22 protein-coding genes are annotated in these 17,278 nt (G+C 68.1%); 6 read left to right on the top strand and 16 right to left on the bottom strand.

Annotated features, from left to right (window positions below):
- Window positions 1–106: 106 nt before the first annotated feature.
- From ASE12_RS19455 to ASE12_RS19445, 3 genes are all read right to left on the bottom strand, one after another.
- Window positions 107–1,540: a bifunctional 2-polyprenyl-6-hydroxyphenol methylase/3-demethylubiquinol 3-O-methyltransferase UbiG gene (locus tag ASE12_RS19455; protein WP_056404356.1), complete on the bottom strand. Its 1,434-nt coding sequence runs from the start codon at window positions 1,538–1,540 to the stop codon at window positions 107–109.
- Between the two features lie 84 nt (window positions 1,541–1,624).
- Complete coding sequence (locus ASE12_RS19450; RefSeq protein WP_056404354.1) at window positions 1,625–1,972, bottom strand: hypothetical protein; 348 nt, start codon at window positions 1,970–1,972, stop codon at window positions 1,625–1,627.
- A gap of 114 nt (window positions 1,973–2,086) precedes the next feature.
- Window positions 2,087–2,545: a hypothetical protein gene (locus ASE12_RS19445; RefSeq protein ID WP_157413066.1), complete on the bottom strand. Its 459-nt coding sequence runs from the start codon at window positions 2,543–2,545 to the stop codon at window positions 2,087–2,089.
- Window positions 2,546–2,737: 192 nt separating this feature from the next.
- Between ASE12_RS19445 and ASE12_RS19440 the strand changes: the two genes are divergently transcribed.
- Together ASE12_RS19440 and ASE12_RS19435 are read left to right on the top strand one after the other, a co-directional pair.
- A complete protein-coding gene (locus tag ASE12_RS19440; RefSeq protein ID WP_056404348.1) occupies window positions 2,738–3,223 on the top strand; it encodes a flavodoxin family protein in 486 nt (161 codons plus the stop codon).
- Window positions 3,224–3,260: 37 nt separating this feature from the next.
- The gene (locus tag ASE12_RS19435; protein ID WP_056404346.1) at window positions 3,261–3,980 is read left to right on the top strand and encodes a hypothetical protein; all 720 of its coding nucleotides are present in this window, start codon (window positions 3,261–3,263) and stop codon (window positions 3,978–3,980) included.
- A gap of 3 nt (window positions 3,981–3,983) precedes the next feature.
- On the opposite strand, the gene ASE12_RS19430 is transcribed toward ASE12_RS19435, so the two are convergent.
- The 4 genes from ASE12_RS19430 to ASE12_RS20190 all read right to left on the bottom strand — a co-directional run bounded on the left by ASE12_RS19430 (window position 3,984) and on the right by ASE12_RS20190 (window position 7,440).
- Complete coding sequence (locus ASE12_RS19430; RefSeq protein ID WP_056404344.1) at window positions 3,984–5,003, bottom strand: PHP domain-containing protein; 1,020 nt, start codon at window positions 5,001–5,003, stop codon at window positions 3,984–3,986.
- A 9-nt stretch (window positions 5,004–5,012) separates the two neighbouring features.
- On the bottom strand, window positions 5,013–5,813 hold the full coding sequence (locus ASE12_RS19425) for a pentapeptide repeat-containing protein (RefSeq protein WP_056404342.1): 801 nt from the start codon (window positions 5,811–5,813) through the stop codon (window positions 5,013–5,015).
- Window positions 5,814–5,887: 74 nt separating this feature from the next.
- Entirely contained in the window at window positions 5,888–7,051 is a 1,164-nt protein-coding gene (locus ASE12_RS19420) for a hypothetical protein (RefSeq protein WP_056404339.1), read from the bottom strand.
- A gap of 2 nt (window positions 7,052–7,053) precedes the next feature.
- Window positions 7,054–7,440 carry a hypothetical protein gene (locus ASE12_RS20190; RefSeq protein ID WP_157413065.1) on the bottom strand — a complete coding sequence of 129 codons (387 nt, stop codon included), beginning with the start codon at window positions 7,438–7,440 and terminating at the stop codon, window positions 7,054–7,056.
- 92 nt (window positions 7,441–7,532) lie between these two features.
- On the opposite strand from ASE12_RS20190, the gene ASE12_RS19415 reads away from it, so the two are divergent.
- The 3 genes from ASE12_RS19415 (at window position 7,533) to ASE12_RS20440 (ending at window position 9,836) form a co-directional block, all read left to right on the top strand.
- On the top strand, window positions 7,533–7,799 hold the full coding sequence (locus ASE12_RS19415; RefSeq protein WP_200955056.1) for an acylphosphatase: 267 nt from the start codon (window positions 7,533–7,535) through the stop codon (window positions 7,797–7,799).
- Window positions 7,800–7,880: 81 nt separating this feature from the next.
- The gene (locus ASE12_RS19410; protein ID WP_056404338.1) at window positions 7,881–8,318 is read left to right on the top strand and encodes a hypothetical protein; all 438 of its coding nucleotides are present in this window, start codon (window positions 7,881–7,883) and stop codon (window positions 8,316–8,318) included.
- Between the two features lie 90 nt (window positions 8,319–8,408).
- On the top strand, window positions 8,409–9,836 hold the full coding sequence (locus ASE12_RS20440; protein WP_056404337.1) for a hypothetical protein: 1,428 nt from the start codon (window positions 8,409–8,411) through the stop codon (window positions 9,834–9,836).
- Window positions 9,837–9,879: 43 nt separating this feature from the next.
- Here the strand turns inward: ASE12_RS20440 and ASE12_RS19400 are convergent, their stop codons facing one another.
- Genes ASE12_RS19400 through ASE12_RS19370 form a run of 7 tightly spaced genes read right to left on the bottom strand, consistent with a single transcriptional unit; the run spans window position 9,880 to window position 14,961 of the window.
- Window positions 9,880–10,407: a GNAT family N-acetyltransferase gene (locus tag ASE12_RS19400; RefSeq protein WP_056404335.1), complete on the bottom strand. Its 528-nt coding sequence runs from the start codon at window positions 10,405–10,407 to the stop codon at window positions 9,880–9,882.
- Between the two features lie 2 nt (window positions 10,408–10,409).
- Window positions 10,410–11,327, bottom strand: coding sequence for a GTPase Era (gene era, locus ASE12_RS19395; protein ID WP_056404333.1), 918 nt, complete (start codon window positions 11,325–11,327; stop codon window positions 10,410–10,412).
- The gene (locus ASE12_RS19390; protein WP_056404330.1) at window positions 11,324–11,653 is read right to left on the bottom strand and encodes a hypothetical protein; all 330 of its coding nucleotides are present in this window, start codon (window positions 11,651–11,653) and stop codon (window positions 11,324–11,326) included. The genes era and ASE12_RS19390 overlap by 4 nt, the downstream gene beginning before the upstream one ends.
- The gene (locus ASE12_RS19385; protein ID WP_056404328.1) at window positions 11,637–12,944 is read right to left on the bottom strand and encodes a hemolysin family protein; all 1,308 of its coding nucleotides are present in this window, start codon (window positions 12,942–12,944) and stop codon (window positions 11,637–11,639) included. The genes ASE12_RS19390 and ASE12_RS19385 overlap by 17 nt, the downstream gene beginning before the upstream one ends.
- Window positions 12,945–12,954: 10 nt before the next feature.
- A complete protein-coding gene (ybeY, locus tag ASE12_RS19380) occupies window positions 12,955–13,431 on the bottom strand; it encodes an rRNA maturation RNase YbeY (protein WP_056404325.1) in 477 nt (158 codons plus the stop codon).
- On the bottom strand, window positions 13,409–14,437 hold the full coding sequence (locus ASE12_RS19375; RefSeq protein WP_056404323.1) for a PhoH family protein: 1,029 nt from the start codon (window positions 14,435–14,437) through the stop codon (window positions 13,409–13,411). The genes ybeY and ASE12_RS19375 overlap by 23 nt, the downstream gene beginning before the upstream one ends.
- 41 nt (window positions 14,438–14,478) lie before the next feature.
- On the bottom strand, window positions 14,479–14,961 hold the full coding sequence (locus ASE12_RS19370; protein ID WP_056404319.1) for an Rrf2 family transcriptional regulator: 483 nt from the start codon (window positions 14,959–14,961) through the stop codon (window positions 14,479–14,481).
- Window positions 14,962–15,050: 89 nt separating this feature from the next.
- Here ASE12_RS19370 and ASE12_RS19365 point away from each other — a divergent pair, with 89 nt between their 5' ends.
- On the top strand, window positions 15,051–15,785 hold the full coding sequence (locus tag ASE12_RS19365; protein WP_056404318.1) for an SDR family oxidoreductase: 735 nt from the start codon (window positions 15,051–15,053) through the stop codon (window positions 15,783–15,785).
- Here the strand turns inward: ASE12_RS19365 and ASE12_RS19360 are convergent.
- Together ASE12_RS19360 and dnaJ are read right to left on the bottom strand one after the other, a co-directional pair.
- Window positions 15,782–16,132, bottom strand: coding sequence for an HIT domain-containing protein (locus tag ASE12_RS19360; RefSeq protein WP_056404316.1), 351 nt, complete (start codon window positions 16,130–16,132; stop codon window positions 15,782–15,784). The two genes, ASE12_RS19365 and ASE12_RS19360, sit on opposite strands and share 4 nt — an antisense overlap.
- The gene (gene dnaJ / locus ASE12_RS19355; protein ID WP_056404314.1) at window positions 16,129–17,277 is read right to left on the bottom strand and encodes a molecular chaperone DnaJ; all 1,149 of its coding nucleotides are present in this window, start codon (window positions 17,275–17,277) and stop codon (window positions 16,129–16,131) included. Before dnaJ ends, ASE12_RS19360 begins: the two co-directional genes overlap by 4 nt.
- Window position 17,278: the final 1 nt, after the last annotated feature.

Here is a 17,278-nt window from a genome sequence, read left to right as displayed (position 1 = left end):
GTGATGGTAAGCACATCGGGTCAAATGCGCAGTCAACTCCCCCAGGATCGACCGTTCGGAGTCGTCGAGTGTTCACCTCGTCCGGGCGGATGTCCCGGACTGGACGTCAGGGCAGGAACGCGGCCTTGAAGCCGAATGTCGCCGTTCCTCCGGCCACGGCGTGCACGCGTACCTCGACCCGGTCGGCGCTCCGGATGTCGTGGTGCGGGCCGGCGTTGAAGCTGAGACCCTTCTCCCCCGGGCGCATCGAGAATCGCTGCACGCCCTTGACGAGGGCACCCTTCTTGGGCGTCCACGACCACTGACCGGCCAGGCGATCACCCTCGTGCGCCGTCACCTCGAAGCGCAGGAGCTGGTCGGGCTCGGGCACGTCGAACAGCACGCGTACGGCCTCGAGGCCGTCGACCGGGAACGAGACGCCGCCCTCGGCCGTGATGCTGCAGCTGACCTTGTCGCCGTCCTTCGCGTCAGGCTCGAGGCGCGTCCGGCCGCCGAGTGCGGTCATGTCCTTCGCGTCGATCCGCAGGAACGTACGGCTGCTCACCAGGGGCGCCGAGACGCGCGTCGGCGGGCGCCCGCTGGCGTTGCGTACGCGCTGCGACAGCTCGGGGCTGCGCGAGGCGACGACCAACGTCCAGGCGTTCGACAACGGCTCGACGTGGTGGGCGTGGAGCCCCGCGCCGTCGAGCATCTCCTTGAGGCGTGCCACGTCGAACACCGACAGATGTCCCCAGGTGCTCTCCATGCGGCCGTGGAGCGGCACGGAGAACAGCAGGTCGGCGCCGTCGGGCAGCGCGTCGGCGAGCGTACGCAGGGCCAGCTCGGCATCGTCCACGTGCTCGAGCACCTCGCAGCAGATCATCAAGGTGGCGCCGGTGCCCTCGACCTTCTCGCGGGTGAGCTCGAAGAGGTCGCCGATCTCGAGGTCGATCGACGCGTCGGAGAGCCCGTTGGCCTCGAACAGCTCGAGCGCCGACTTCAGGTAGCCCTGGACGACGTCGATGCCGTGATAGGCCTCGATGCCCCGCTCCTTGATGAGCTGAGCGGCCAGGTAGCCCCGGCCGAATCCCACGTCGAAGACGCGATCGCCGGGCTGGGCGAAGTCCATCGTGCGGCGGTAGCGCAGCCGGTTGATCTTGCTCTCCGGGACCGCCATGGAGCCGGGCTTGGCGTGGTGGTTGAGCAGGGCGATCGTGTCGTCGGCGTACGCGTGCCAGGCGTCGAGCTCGTGCTGGAACACCTGTCGCGCACCGAGGCGGCTGAGGCGCTCGTGCGCGTCGACGAGGAGCCAGCCGGCCCGTACGGCTGCAGCCTCGGTCGGGTCGGTCACCTCGCGCTCGAGCTGCCGGCTGCCCGTGGCGGTCGGGTCGACGACGCGGAGCCATCGTCCGGGAACGTCGCCGGCGATGGCCCTGGCCCCCGCCGGCTGCGCGACCGGGCGACCCGTGACGAACGACCGGGCGTGGCGGAGCATGCCGATCAGCGCCTCGTCACGCCGTCCCGGGAGGAGGCCGAGGAGCTTCCGGACGTACCTGCGCACACGACTCTGACTGTTGGATCCACGCGATGCCATGTGCAGTGACTTTAGGGCAGACACCGCGTCACCCAGACGGTGGCGGCGTCACTAGGCCGATATCGCGCCCGCGGACCGTCCCTCGGCCTTGGCACGACGGCCTTCGACGAGGAGAGCGCCAACGAGGTAGAGCACTGACAGCGGTCCGGCGACGGCGGGAACGACGATCCAGTCGATCCGGTCCTGCGCCGCGTCGCGACACTGATCGATCCAGTCCCGCGGATAGGGCATCTCACCGCCGTAGAGCGGCTTGCCCTCGAGCGCACCCCGAACGCTGCCGCAGGTCATCTCGGTGCCCTTGACCGAGGAGGGCGTCACGTCGGCCGCCAGTATCCAGATGCCCCAGATCAGCGAGGCGCACATGACGAGCATCGCGAGGACAGCGACGTAGCGGCGCATGACTCATCGTGGCAGGCAGCGACGGTCGACGGGGCGGATTGCTGGCTGCTCCTGGAAACGCTCCATCTGACAGCGCAGTCCACGAGGATTCGGCCTCAGTCGGCTCGTGAGCGATCAGAGGTCGTCCGCGATCGACGCCGGCAACCTGAGGCAACCGGTGCCGACCTTGAGGCTGATCGCAACGAGAGCGGGATCGCTGGCCGCTTCCTGCACCGTTGCCCACCCCGTCAGTCGCACGCCGGTGGACGTCTCGGTAGTCAACATGACCCGGTCCGGCGCGGCGAGCTCGACCGACCAGCCCTGCTCGTCCCAGCCTTGTCGCACCCGGGACACGACGTCGTCGAGCTCCGCACCGCTCGTGACGAACGACCCACCGACCTCGAGCTCGCGGAACTCCTTGCCGTACGCCTCTCCGCACGTCACGTCCCGCACTCGGTCTCCGTTGCGGATCCCGCCACCCTCGACGGCGTCGGTGGCCGAGGCGGCAGCGGCGTCGAAGACCGACTTGACGTCCGAGCGCGTGCCGGAGAGTGCCTTGGCGTCGGCGATCGTCGTGAAACTCGTCGGTTCCACGGCGTCGTCGCATGCGGCCATCGGCACCAGAGCCAGGCACGCGAGGAGAAGTGGAACCGACTGAAGCGCGCGTGCAGAGATCGCGATGGCGACACCTCGTTCCCTGGTCAGCGTGCCAATGATCTGGCGAACCTACTCGATGCCACGGTTCTGGCTCCGGACGGACCCGTGTTGGTTGACTAACCTCGTGCCATGCCCCGGCTGCTGATCGTCCACCACGCCCCCACAGCGAACCTGCAACGGCTCGCCGACGCCGTCGTGGCCGGCGCTTTCGACGAGGCCATCGAGGGTGTGGAGGTGGTCGTACGCCCGGCGCTGGAGGCCAACGCCGAGGACGTGCTGGCCGCCGACGGTTACCTGCTGGGGACGAGCGCGAACTTCGGCTACATGAGCGGCGCGCTCAAGCACTTCTTCGACACGATCTTCCTCGAGGCCGGCGGCTCGCTCGCCGAGGACGGCTCCGCCGGCAGCGGCGCGGGCGGCAAGAAACCGTACGGGCTGTGGGTGCACGGCCGCTACGACACGACGGGCGCCGTGCGATCGGTCCAGAGCATCGTGCAGGCGCTGTCGTGGATCCAGTCCGCCGACGTCCTCGAGATCATGGGCGACGTCACCGACGCGGATCTCGAGGCCGCCCGTGACCTCGGCGGCACGTTGGCCGCCCTGCTGATGGACTGAGGTGGCTTGACGCACGCGGGACACTGGAGGGGTGACCATGAACCTGCCCGATGCCCTGCCGACGCTGTCCGCCGGCTCGCACGACGCCGACCACGGCGAGGCGTGCGTGATGGAGTACGTGTCGCTGCTTGCCGGCGAGGAGTGGAGCGATCGTCCCGAGTGCACGCACCCGATGTTGGCTCACGAGGCACGTACGACCAACGACCTGCTGCGCGACGGGGACCGTACGCGGCTCGTGCCGCTGATCGGCCGGCTCTTCGGCACCACCGAGGACTCCCCGGAGCTGCGCGCCAGGCTCCGGATCGAACAGGCCCGCCAGGTCATGGCACTCCTGGAGCCGGGTGCACGCAGCCGGGTCAGCGGTGCGATCGACGAGGCAGAGGCCTGGCTGCAGAAGACCGGCGACGCCGCAGACGTGCAGCGGGCGATCGACGCGGCGACGAGCTACCCGCGGCACACGGGCGACCTCGACGCCGCGCACACGAGCTTCCACCTCAACGCGTCGCGGGTCTTCGCGTTCGTCATCACCCCCGAGCTCGAGGCCGCCGAGGCGTACGCCGCCAAGGCTCTCGTCGTCGCACATGTGGTCGCGGCCTCCGGTGAGTGCCGCGCCGACTGCGGCAACGAGCCGGCCCGGGCTCGCCGCATGGTGAAGGACCTGGCTGCCCTGATCGACGTCTATGACGAGGTCACCGGCCGTGCGGCTCGCGAGGTGTCGCCTGACGAGATCCGCGAGCTCGCCGACGTCCTCGGCTGACGGTCAGCGTTTCGCGTTCGACCATTCCAGGAGGCGCTCGACGGGCCACGTCGTGACGATGCGTGACGCCGGCACCTTGTTGGCGGCGGCCCGTTCGGCGCCGTAGTCGAGGAAGTCGAGCTGACCCGGGGCGTGCGCGTCGGTGTTGATCGCGAACAGGCAGCCGTAGTCGAGCGCGATCTGGATCAACCGGCTCGGCGGGTCGCGGCGCTCGGGCCGGGAGTTGATCTCCACCGCGACATCGAACTTCTCGCACGCCGCGAACACGATCTCGGGATCGAACCGTGACTGGTCGCGACCGCCCCGCGAACCTGCCACGAGGCGGCCGGTGCAGTGACCGAGCACGTTGGTGTGCGGGTTCGCGATCGCGTTGACCATGCGTCGCGTCATCAGGTCGCGGTCCATCTTGAGCTTGGAGTGCACGCTGGCGACGACGACGTCGAGGCGGCCGAGCATCTCGTCGGTCTGGTCGAGCTCGCCGTCGTCCAGGATGTCGACCTCGATGCCGCTGAGCAGCCGGAGATCGTCGTGCTCCGCATCGACCTCCGCGATGACGTCGAGCTGCTCCGCGAGGCGTTCCTCGCTCAGCCCGTTGGCGATCGTCAGCCGGGGCGAGTGGTCCGTCATGACCTGGTACTCGCGACCCAGCCGTGCCGCCGCGCGGGCCATCTCCTGGATCGACGAGCCGCCGTCGGACCAGTTGGAGTGGCTGTGCAGGTCGCCGCGCAGCTTGGCTCGCAGCTTGGTCCCGCCCGAGGCGAGCGGCTTCGCGCCGCGCTCGCGCAGGTCCGCCAGATAGGCCGGCACGTCGCCGGCCACGGCCTCTGCGATGATGCCGAACGTACGGTCGCCGATGCCCTTGACGCGCTTGAGGCTGCCGTCCTTGACCTGCTTCTCGAGCTGTTCCGGCGACAGGTGCTCGATCGCGGCGGCGGCTTTGCGGAACGCCTCCACCCGGTACGTCTTGGCGAGCTCGCGCTCGAGCCAGAAGCCGATCTCCTTCAGCGCCTCGACAGCATCCATGTGCCCTTCCTACCCCGCCCAGTGCCCGGGTCGCACGAGCACGTCAGGGATCTTCGTGCGCGAGTCGCCGTTGGCGGAGCTGACCTGGGTCTGGGTGAGGAACAAACTGCCCGTCAGGTCGGCTCCGGCGAGGTCGGCGTCCCTCAGGTCGGCGCCGATCAGGTCCGCCTCGCGCAGGTCCGCGTGTCGGAGGTCGGCGGCAATCAAGAGAGCACCGCGCAGGTTGGCACCTCGCAGGTTCGCACCCGCCAGCCCGGCACCGATGAGATCGGCGCCGCGGCTCTCGGGCCCGGCGTGCCCCGAACGTACGAGCTCACTGGTGCTCTGCAGCAACGGAGCGACGGTCGACCGGTGGGTTGCCAGGTCCAGGGCTGCGAGCTCGTCGGCGCTCGTACGTGTCAGCGCCTCGGTCGCCGCGTACGCACTCTCGAGCTCCGGACGCAGTCGCGCCGCAGCGGGCAGGGTCAGCGCCTCGGTCAGGTACCAGAGCATCTCGTGCAGCTGCCGCATGACGGGGAGCACGGCAAACATCGTCGCCGACGTGTCCGGAGCGTCCCGCCAGCTCGTACCCCCGAAGGTCTGTTGAGCGACCCGCTGACCAGCACCGAAGCAGTCGTACACCGACGAGCCGCGGAAACCCTCCTCGCGGAGCGAGGCGTGGATCCGGCAGCTGAAGTCTGTGGCGAGGTTGTCGCAGGGCTCACCCACGCGCTTGTCGACCGGGAAGTCGGCGGACTTCTCGAACGCGAGCGCGACGCAGCACAGGCCGAAGCAGCTGCTGCAGTCGGCGACGAGCTCGAGGCGGTCCACGCGGGGAGCCTAATACGCTGGGCCGATGATCCGCCGACGCGTCGTGGTGCGAGGGACCGTGCAAGGCGTCTTCTTCAGGGCGTCGTGCCAGCGCCTTCGGGTGGCAGAGCCTCGCCACCTGTCGCCGGTGGACGAGAAATGAGCCTCGCCGCTCCGGCTTCCCATTCGTCAACGACCGCGGCCGCTTTAGCCATCGAGCGGATCGCATCCTGCATGCGCTTGCCCGGTTTTCGCAAGACTTTGCTCAGCGAACCAAGCCCACCAACCAAGGTTCCAAACTCATTCAGCGACTCCATGCCTTCCCTAGTAGACGCCGCCATAGAGCCAACGGTCGACAGGAACTCTTGGGAATCTTTGGACTCCAGCAATTGCGGATTCTCTGTGAGATCCCGAAGCAAACCCCTCATGGTTGAGTCGGCCTCTTCCATTGACTGAACAAACGAACTGGTGAGCTCAGTTAGGCGTTCTGAGGGTTCGGACAGACTCTCACCATAACGCGCCATAATCGCAAGCCGGCGCTGTGTGGGCGCGTTCGTCTCATTCAAGAGTTCGAACTCAGCGCTCATCTTTTGCGCGTCATCTCCGAGCGACTCGAGAATCTCGCCGATACCTTCGACTGTCTCAGTCATTGCGGGAAAGACTTGCTCGATCTTCACCATGCGCTCGATGAAACCGTCCTCGTCGAGCGGATCAATCTCCTGCTGCTCGGTCTCTTGAGCGTCCGTCTCCGTGACATCCCCGGTCGAATCGCTGAGATCTAATCCGCCTGCGGCGAGCCAAACTTTGGTGGCGGTGACGGCATCCCCGCCCTCAGCAAGACCTACCCGCAAGGCCCGACTCAACTCGTTGCGCGCATCGATCAATCCGCGGTCGGAGCGCGAGAACATGATCGTGCGAACTGAAGAAACGTCGAACGGCAACTGTCCGTACTCGCCGATCTGGACGGTGAGAAGGTTCCGGGTATGCCTCAGCCCGAGCTCGTACATAACATTGGCGTTGCCACCGCTAACGTCGGCAATCACGACTTCGTCCTCGAACAGATGGCGGAAGATCTGGTCGGTAATTTCGCCAGGTATCGCGATACCATCGGCACGGATGGGATCAAGATCGTTCGCCTGGCAAGCCGGCTTGATGACGTCTTCGAAGACCGCGAGCGCTTCTTCCCATGTTTGCCTGCTTGGCGACCCGACCGGAGCAAGTCGATCTCCGATCGGTCCAATTACGAAGCACCGCGCCATATTTAGAATCCTCTCTCATCCGCGAGACGTGCGGCTGCATCGACAATACGGGTCGCATGGGACACCGCCGCGTCGGCGTTGCCGCGAGTGCACGCTGACACCGCGTACTGCGCCTTGTTCTTCAGCCCGAGGCAGGCTCCGAGATGGCGAGCCGCCCTTCCGTATCCTGCTTCCCGCAGCAGCGTGAGTGCGTGCATATGCTGCCCGCCGGTCGGGTAGGTACCCACTTCGATTAGCAGGATTGCGTCCGAAGCATTTACTGCAGCCGAGACCGCGAGGCTTGTAGCCGCGTCGAACGCCTGGTCGTGCGCCACTCCGGCAACAAGAAGAAACTCTTTTGCTTTCGCGAGCTTGTTGCGGACTGAACTAGCCAAAGCTTCCTCAGTCACGTCACCAAGATAGGACCTTGGCCCGGCTTTAGCTGCTGCAGTCGGCGACGAGCTCGAGGCGGTCCACGCGGGGAGCCTAATACGCTGGACCGATGATCCGCCGACGCGTCGTGGTGCGAGGGACCGTCCAGGGCGTCTTCTTCAGGGCGTCGTGCCAACAGGAAGCGGCGCGGCACGGCGTCGCGGGCTGGGTCTCGAATCGCCCGGACGGCGCGGTCGAAGCGGTCTTCGAGGGCGAGGATGCCGCCGTGGAGGCGCTGGTCGCCTGGTGCCGGCAAGGCCCGCCCCGCGCTGCGGTCGACGCCGTCGAAGTGGCCGAGGAGGAGCTCGAAGGGCTTCGCGGTTTCGGCGTTCGCTGAGATCCGCCTCCGGGCAACCACATCTGCGGGAGGATCTACTGCATCGGCGGACTCCCCGTCTCACGCTGCGAAGGAGCCAGGATGCCCAAGACCCAGTTCACGGTGCACACGACACTGTCGCCGAGCGACGTGCTCGGACTGCTGACCGACTTCGGTCCCGATCGTCCGGACAAGTGGCCGAACATCGACGACGCGCACTTCACGGTGCACGAGCTGGGCGCCACCACTGCCGACGTGACCGAGGGCAACTCGATGGGCTGGGAGCGCAGCCACTACGCGTGGGACACCGCCGCCGGCACCGTCACGGTCGACACGGTCGAGTCCAACCTCTGGGGCCCGGGCAGCGGCTGGCGCTACGAGCTCACGCCAGCGGACGGCGGCACGGACGTGCACGTGGTGCTCACCCGCAAGGGCAACTCGTTCAAGGGCAAGCTGATCGGCTCCCTGATCCCGGTCGCCGGCGCCGCCGCCCTCGGCAAGCAGCTCAAGTCGGTGCTGCGCAAGGCCGAAACCGCCTGAATCCGGACAGGGCGTCAGCTGGTTCTCCGAAAGCCGGAGCGAGCGGCGTCTCGGACTGACATCATGCGGTGACCCGCTGGAAGGACCCACATGACATCGTCAGCCGCGCCGGACCCCTCACCACGCTCAGGGACGCTGCTCGACTCGATCAACCACAACCGTTCGTCGCTGCTCGACGCCGCCCGGACGGGCATCGTCGCGTACGCAGGCGTGTGGGTCGTCACCTTCCTGATGACCGGTGCGGCGTTGCTCGCCGTCGCCACGGAGGACGACGTGCCGTGGTCGTGGTACCTCACCGCGCCGGGGCAGGCCGTCGCCATGTCGTCGCACGGCACGTTCGACTACACGACGACCGTGAACCTGGACGATGAGTACGACGACGAGTTCGACAACGAGTTCAGCGAGGGCGGCGAGGAAGGCCAGTTCAGCGAGGACGAGGAGTTCAGCGAGGACGAAGAGCTGGGCATTCCCGACGATGCTGACTGCTGCGACGACGAGGGAGAGCTCAGCGACGACGACGCGGAAGCCACGCCGCCGGATGACGTCGACGACGACGTGTCGTTCGGAGGCAGCTTCACGTCGAGCTCACGCCTGGCGACGATCTCCCTGACCGTCCTCGTCGTCATGATCGGTGCCCTGTGGGTGGCCAGTCGCCGGGCCGAACGCCGCAGGCCGACCCCGTCGCGACGAGCGGTCCTTGCGGCATCAGCGGTCACGGGGACGACGTTCGCGGTGCTGACCTGGGCCGTGGCATTCGCAGCGCGGTTGCGCATCGAGGGCGACTTCGGACACGCCGGCACGTTGTCGATCCTGTTCTACGGGTCCGTGCTCGGAGCTGTCGTGTCTCTGCTCGCCCGCCGCCCCCTCGCGCGCCGTCGGCTGGTGTCGCGCCTGCCCTCCGAGCTGACCGCCTCCCTGCGAGGGGTGGCGGTCTACCTCGCGGCATTCGTCGCCCTGCTCGTCCCGGCGGCGGCGATCTACGCCATCGCCAATGGCGAGTCCGAGGGCATCCTGACGTTCCCGCTGGCGATCCTCAACATCGCCGTGTACGGCCTCACGTTCGGCCAGCTCGCTGGCGTCGAGATTCCCGGGCTGCCGTTCGGCGACGGTTCCGGTGCGACGTTCTTCTGGCTGTTCAGCGATGACGTCGACGGAGTCTTCTTCGTGCTGATCCCGCTCACGATCGTGGCTCTGGTCGTCGCCATTGCGGTGCTCGCACGGCGCTCGGCGGGCCGCCGCAGGACGTCCGTCGACTCCTTCTGGCTCGTCGCATCCTTCGCGGGAGCCGGCGCTCTTCTCACGGCCCTCAGCGCTGTGTCGACGAGCACCTCGATGTTCGGCAGCGGAGGATTCGACGTGCAGGGTGGGATCTCTGCCATCTCGCTCTCCCCGGTGCCGTGGCTGTTCCTGGCGATGGCCGGCTGGGGGATCATCGCGGAGATCGCTGTACGAACCATCGGTCGACCGCTCGCCGCCTTGGTGCCGGACAAGATCCTGGATCGTATGGCCGGAGACTGAGCTCACCGCCTTCACGTCCGAGGGCGTGGCCCAACGCTGACGATCACCGGTGGGCGATGCGCGCGTACATCCACATGTCACGGCGAGTGTCGCCGACCACCCGCCAGGACCGCATCAGGCCCTCACGCTCGAACCCGGCGTCCTCTGCTGTGCGGATCGACGCCTCGTTCCAGGGCTCCACGTAGAGCTCGAGACGAGGAATGCCCAGCTGGGTCAACGCCCAGTCGCCCAGAGCGCGCAGCGCGACGGCGGCATAGCCCTCGCCGCGATGGTCGGGGCCGACCCAGTAGCCGACCGAGGCTCGCCCGTCCGGCCCGAACGTGAGGCCGATGTATCCGACGGCGACGTCGTCGGTCGAGCGCGCGATCGCATAGGCATGGCCGACTCCGGAAGGGTGCCGTGTTCGCTGACGCTCGATGTAGGCCTGCGCTTCGTCCGAACCCTCAGTCGTCGGCACGGTCGTGACGAGCGGAATCAGTGGATCACGCGACGCCGAGACGACGAGGCTCTCGTCGCGGGGCTCGAAGTCACGCAGCCGCACGACGTGTCCGTCGATGATCGACTGGCCCATGGTCAGAAGCCGAGCTTGCGCAGCTGCTTGGGATCGCGCTGCCACTCCTTGGCGACCTTGACGTGCAGGTCGAGATAGACCGGGGTGCCGAGCAGCTTCTCGATCTGGGACCGCGAGCTGGTGCCGATCTCACGCAGGCGCGCGCCCTGCTTGCCGATGATGATGCCCTTCTGGCTGTCACGCTCGACGTAGACGTTGACGCGTACGTCGATCAGCGGCTTGTCCTCCGGGCGATCGGGCCGCGGCACCATCTCGTCGACGACGACCGCGATCGAGTGCGGGAGCTCGTCGCGTACGCCCTCCAGCGCCGCCTCGCGAATGATCTCGGCGATCAGCGTCTCCTCGGGCTCGTCGGTCAGCTGACCTTCGGGGTAGAGCGCAGGGCCCTGCGGGAGCGTGCCGATCAACAGGTCGGCCAGCAGGTCGACCTGGTCGTTGGCCACAGCCGAGACCGGGATGATCTCCTGCCACTGCAGGCCCGCGTCGATGCCGGCCTGCTGGATCTGGAGCAGGTGGTCGCGGAGCTTGTCGGGCTTGACGAGGTCGGTCTTGGTGGCGATGGCGAACACGGGCTTGCGGCGGATCTGGGCGAGCTCGCGGATCAGGAACTTGTCGCCCTCACCCACCGTCTCGTTGGCCGGCAGGCACATGCCGATCGTGTCCACCTCGGACCACGTCGACCGCACCAGCGCGTTGAGGCGCTCACCCAGCAGCGTGTGCGGCTTGTGGAGCCCGGGGGTGTCGATCAGGATCAGCTGGGCATCCGCGCGGTTGACCAACCCGCGGATCGCGTGGCGCGTGGTCTGCGGCTTGGACGACGTGATGGCGATCTTGCCGCCCACGAGCGCGTTGGTCAGCGTGGACTTGCCGGCGTTGGGACGGCCGACGAAGCAGGCGAACCCGGACTTGAACTCGCTCATGACTCACGCACCGATCCCACGGTGCCGCTGGCATCGGCGACGAGCACGCTCACGCCGGTGCCGGCCAGGTCGCGTACGGCTGCCGTGTCGACCGTGTCGGCGTCCGTCACGGCTGCCGCCGCCTCGAGGCCCTTGGCCCCCGACGACACCGCCATGGCAACGGCCAGGTCGAGCGCGGCCAGCTGCAGCGACTCGAGCGCCACGGTCGATGCCGCGTAGGTCCGACCGTCGAGGTCACGCACGGCCGCGCCTTCGGCAGCGCCGGTGCGGGCCCGCGAGGCACGCGCGAGCGTCACCAGCTTGGCGTCCTCAGGACTGAGTTCCATGGTCCGAACCTCTCGATGCTGTGGTGTCTGTGGGTTGATCGATGCGGCTCACGAGGACGCGGCCGATGCGGTTGCGCCGGCCCGAAGGCCCCTCGGCCTCGAACCGCAGCCCCTCGACCTCGACGACGCTGCCGCGGATCGGGACCTTGCCGAGATGCTTGGCCATGAGCCCGCCGACGGAGTCGACGTCCTCGTCCTCGATCGGGATGTCGAACAGGTCCTCGAGGTCGTCGACCTCGAACCGCGAGCTGAGCCGCCATGAGCCGTCCGAGAGCTGCTCGCTCTCCTCGGGTTCGGTGTCGTACTCGTCGGTGATCTCGCCGACGATCTCCTCGACGATGTCCTCGATCGTGACCATCCCGGACGTGCCGCCGAACTCGTCGACGACGATCGCCACGTGCGTGCGCTCGGCCTGCATCTCCTTGAGGAGGTCGTCCGCGTGCTTGGTGTCGGGCACGAACAGGCACGGTCGGGCGATCGACTCGATGCGCTCGGAGGTCTCTGCGTCGTGGTTGTCGAAGACGCGCTTGGTGATGTCCTTGAGATAGGCCATGCCCACGATGTCGTCGAGGTTCTCGCCGATGACCGGCATGCGGGAGTAGCCGCTGCGCAGGGCCAACGACATCGCCTGTCGCAGGGTCTTGTGGCGCTCGATGAACACCAGGTCCGTGCGGGGCACCATGACCTCGCGGGCGATCGTGTCGCCGAGCTCGAACACCGACTGCAGCATCCTGCCCTCGTCGGACTCGATGACGGAGCTGGCGGCGGCGAGGTCGACGAGCTCGCGCACCTCGACCTCGGAGGCGAATGGACCCTCGCGGAAACCCTTGCCGGGCGTGACGGCGTTGCCGAGCAGGATCAGCAGCTGCGGAATCGGGCCGAGCAGGCGGGTCAGCGCGATGACCGGCAGCGCCGATGCGAGCGCGATGGACTCGGCGTGCTGACGGCCGAGCGTACGGGGGCCGACGCCGATCAGGACGAAGCTGACCACGACCATGATGCCGACGGCGATGAGCAAACGGCCCCAGAGCCCGTCGACGTGATCGGCGACGAACAGGGCGACCAGCACGACGCTCGACGTCTCGGCGACGACGCGCACGAGCAGCACCGAGTTGAGGTAGGGCGCCGGGTCCTCGAGGATCTGGGCGAGGCGGCCCGCTCCCCCGCGGCCCTCGTCCTCGAGCTCCTCGGCGCGCGCCTTGGAGAACGCCGAGATGGCCGCGTCGACGCTGGCCAGGGTGCCCGCGACCAGCGCAAGGACGACCGACACGACGATCGGCGCCCAGCTCATCGTGGGCTCGTCACGGTTGTTCGGGGTCCTTGCCCTCGGCCGCCTGTTGCCACTCGAGCAGGAGCCGGCCCTGGATGCCGAACATCTCCTTGTGCTCCTCGGGCTCCGCGTGGTCGTAGCCCAGGAGGTGGAGGATGCCGTGCACCGTCAGCAGGTCGACCTCGTCCTGCGTGGTGTGGCCGGCAGCAGGTGCCTGCTGCTCGGCGACCTGTGGACACAGGGCGATGTCACCGAGATAGCCCTCAGGGCTCTCGGCGCCCTCGCGGCCCGGCGTGAGCTCGTCCATCGGGAACGACAACACGTCGGTCGGCCCCTTCTTGCCCATCCACTGCTCGTTGAGCGTGGCGATGGTCTCGGGATCGACGAGGCGTACGGTCAGCTCGGTGGCGGGGTGGAGACGCATGCGCCGCATCGTGAAGCGGCACAGCCGGGTCAGGCCGACGACATCGACGTCGGCGCCGGACTCATTGAGTACGTCGACGTTCATGCGGCTCTGCACCCGCCTCTGCCACGCGGCTGCGCTGCGGCCGGTCGGCCTCGAACGAGTCGTAGGCAGCGACGATGCGGCCCACGAGCTTGTGGCGGACCACGTCGTTGGCGGTCAGCTGCGAGAAGTGGATGTCGCGCACGTCGTCGAGGATGTCCTGCACGACGCGCAGACCGCTCTTGGTGCTCGACGGCAGGTCGACCTGCGTGACGTCTCCGGTCACGACGATCTTGGACCCGAAGCCCAGGCGCGTCAGGAACATCTTCATCTGCTCCTGCGTCGTGTTCTGCGCCTCGTCGAGGATGATGAACGCGTCGTTGAGCGTGCGGCCGCGCATGTAGGCCAGCGGTGCGACCTCGATGACGCCCGACGTCAGCAGCTTGGGGATCGTCTCGGGGTCGATCATGTCGTGCAGCGCGTCGTAGAGCGGGCGCAGGTAGGGATCGATCTTCTCGCCCAGCGTGCCCGGCAGGAAGCCGAGGTGCTCGCCGGCTTCGACGGCGGGCCGGGTCAGGATGATGCGGGTGACTTCCTTGGCCTGGAGTGCCTGGACGGCCTTGGCCATCGCGAGGTAGGTCTTGCCGGTGCCGGCCGGGCCGATGCCGAACACGATCGTGTGGTTGTCGATCGCGTCGACGTAGCGCTTCTGGTTGACGGTCTTGGGCCGGATCGTCCGTCCGCGGTTGGACAGGATGTTGAGGCTCAGCACCTCGGCCGGCTTCTCCTCGGTCTCGGCGCGGAGCATCGTGACGCTGCGCTCGACCGTCTCGCGCGTGAGGTTCTGCCCCGTGCGCACGATCGTCACGAGCTCGTCGAGCAGCCGCTCGACCATGGCCGCCTCGGCGGGCGAACCCGTCACCGTGATGGTGTTTCCGCGCGCGTGGATGCGCGCCTCGAAGGAGTCCTCGATGAGGCGCAGGAATTCGTCGGCGGGCCCGAGCAGGGCCACTGCCGGAACGCTCGACGGGATCGTGAACGTGTGAGCAGGTGTGGTGTCGTCAGTCATGTGGTCTCAATCGTACGCAATCGCAGTGACAGCGTGCGAATTCACTGGGTGCTCGGCGCAGCCAACCACTGCCGCACGGTGTCCCACGTGCCCGGCAGGTTGGCGTCGACCGTCGCGGCGAGGTCGGCGATCGTCACTCCGCGCAACGAGTCACGCCACGCGCGCTCGGCGTCGGCCATGACCTTCGCGATGCCGCACGGCACCTTGCACGCCTCGCCCGTGGTCGGCAGCGGTCCCTGCTGCCGGATCTCGGTGCACCGGAACGCCGCCTCAGGGCCGTCGACCGCACGCACGACGTCGTAGACCGTGACGTCCCCCGCCGGCCGCGACAGCTCATAGCCGCCGTCACGCCCCTCGATGGCGTGGATCAGGCCAGCCTTCGAGAGCGCCTGCAGGTGCTTGGCGAGGTACGTCCTGGAGACGCCGTGCAGCTCGGCCAGACGGTGCGCCGGCACCGGGGCGCTCGCGGTGCTGAGCACGGAGCAGCAGTGCAGGGCCCATTCGACTCCGGCCGACATCTTCATGCCCCCGACTATACCCGGACACCGATTATCTGAGTATGATCAAGACATACTCGGACAAAATGTGTCCGACTCAACGAGAGGATCACATCATGCGCATTGCCGTCGCAGGCTCGACCGGACTCGTCGGACGAAACGTCGTCGCCGCCGCCACCGCTGCCGGCTACGAGGTCGTCGGGCTGGCCCGAGAGAACGGGATCGACCTCACCTCCCCCGACGGCCTCGCCGAGCGCCTGGCCGGCGTGGACGCCGTCATCGACGTCACGGCCAGCCCCGGCATCGACGAGGAGGCGTCCACGAAGTTCTTCACCACGGTCGCCCGCAACCTGGGCCAGGCAGCCACGGAGGCCGGCGTGGCGCGCACCGTCGTCCTCTCGATCATCGGCGTGGACGCGATGCCCGACTACGGCTACTACGTGGCCAAGCTCGCCCAGGAGAAGGCGGTCATCGAGAACGCACCCGGTCCGCGCATCCTGCGAGCCGCGCAGTTCCTCAACTTCCCCGCGCAGATGCTCGAGTGGTCCCGGCAGGGCGACGTCGTGTCGCTGCCGGAGATGAAGACCCAGCCGGTCGCCGTCGAGGAGATCGCCAAGCTGCTGCTCGCCCTCGCCGACGGCACCGAGACGCGTACGCGCGTCGAGCTGGCCGGACCGAAGCCCGAGGACCTCGCCGACCTCGTCCGCCAGCTCATCGCCCACCGTGGTGAGCAGCTGACGGTGGAGACGTCGGTCCAGAGCCAGGCCATGGCCGACGGAGCGTGCCTGCCGGGGCCGGACGCGATCATCGCCGGCCCGGACTTCGCCACCTGGCTCGCCGAGCAGGACTAGCCGGGCGGCCAGCCGAGCGCGCGGCCGGCCAGCACGTGGGCGTGGCAGTGGAACACCGTCTGGTGGGCGTCCGCCCCCGTGTTGAAGACCAACCGGTAGGACCCGTTGCCCTCGGTCTCGGCGATCTGCTTCGCCTCGGCGAGCAACGCGATCGTGGCCTCGGCATCGGCCGCCGCAAGGCTGCCGATGTCGGGCTCGTGCCGCTTGGGGATCACGAGCACGTGCGTCGGCGCCTGCGGGTCGAGGTCGCGGAACGCCACCGTGTGCTCGGTGGTCGAGACGATCTCGGCGGGTATGTCGCCCGCGACGATCTTGCAGAAGATGCAGTCCGGATCTGAGGTGCTCACTTGAACGCGTCCTTGATCTTGCCGAAGACACCCTTGTGGTTGTTGGCGATCAGGGCCTCGGGACGCTCCTCGTCGCGGAGCTTGGCCAGCTGAACGAGGAGCTCCCGCTGCTCGTCGTCGAGCCGGGCGGGGGTCTCGACGATGACCTGGACCTTGAGGTCGCCACGACCGGAGCCCCGCAGGCGCGGCACGCCGTGGCCCTTGATCGTCAGCGTGTCGCCGGACTGGGTGCCGGGCGCGACGTCGAGCTCGACCGTCGTCGACCCCTCATCCGGTTCGGGCAGGTCGGCCTCGAGTGTCGGCAGGTCCAGGTGCGTGCCGAGCGCGGCCGCCGTCATCGGCACCGTGATCTGGCAGAACAGCTGGTCGCCCTTGCGCTGGAAGACCGGGTGGCGCGCGACGTTGATCTCGAGGTAGAGGTCGCCGGCCGGCCCACCGCCGGGTCCGACCTCGCCCTCGCCCGACAGCTGGATGCGGGTGCCCTGGTCGACGCCGGCCGGGATCGTGACCGAGATCGAGCGGCGCGAGCGGACCCGTCCCTCACCCGCGCACTCGGGGCACGGCTCGGGGATGACGGTGCCGAACCCGTGGCACGTGGGGCACGGGCGCGACGTACGGATGTCGCCCAGCAGCGAGCGCTGCACGTGCTGGACGTCGCCGTGTCCGTGGCAGGTGCGGCAGGTGACGGGCTGTGAGCCGTTGGCCGCCCCGCTGCCCTGGCACGTCGTGCAGGTGACGGCCGTGTCGACCTTGATCTCGTGGGTCACGCCGAACGCCGCCTCGGCGAGGTCGACGTTGAGCCGGAGGAGGGCGTCCTGGCCACGCTGCGTGCGGGGCCGGGGGCCGCGACTGGCGTTCTGGCCGAAGAACGCATCCATGATGTCGTCGAAGTTGAAGCCCTGGCCGCCGAAGCCGCCGCTGCCGTGGGCGCTCAACGGGTCGCCGCCGCGGTCGTACGTGGAGCGCTTCTGTGGGTCCGAGAGCACCTCGTAGGCGACCGTGACCTCCTTGAAGCGGTCGGAGGCGTCCGGCTCGCTGTTGACGTCGGGATGCAGCTGGCGCGCGAGCTTGCGGTACGCCTTCTTGATCTCGTCGGCGGTCGCTTCGCGCCCGACACCGAGCGTTGCGTAGTAGTCCTGGGCCATC

Origin of the sequence: Aeromicrobium sp. Root236 (genome assembly GCF_001428805.1) — a bacterium.
Classification (GTDB): domain Bacteria; phylum Actinomycetota; class Actinomycetes; order Propionibacteriales; family Nocardioidaceae; genus Aeromicrobium.
This window is presented reverse-complemented; position numbering and strand designations above follow the sequence as displayed.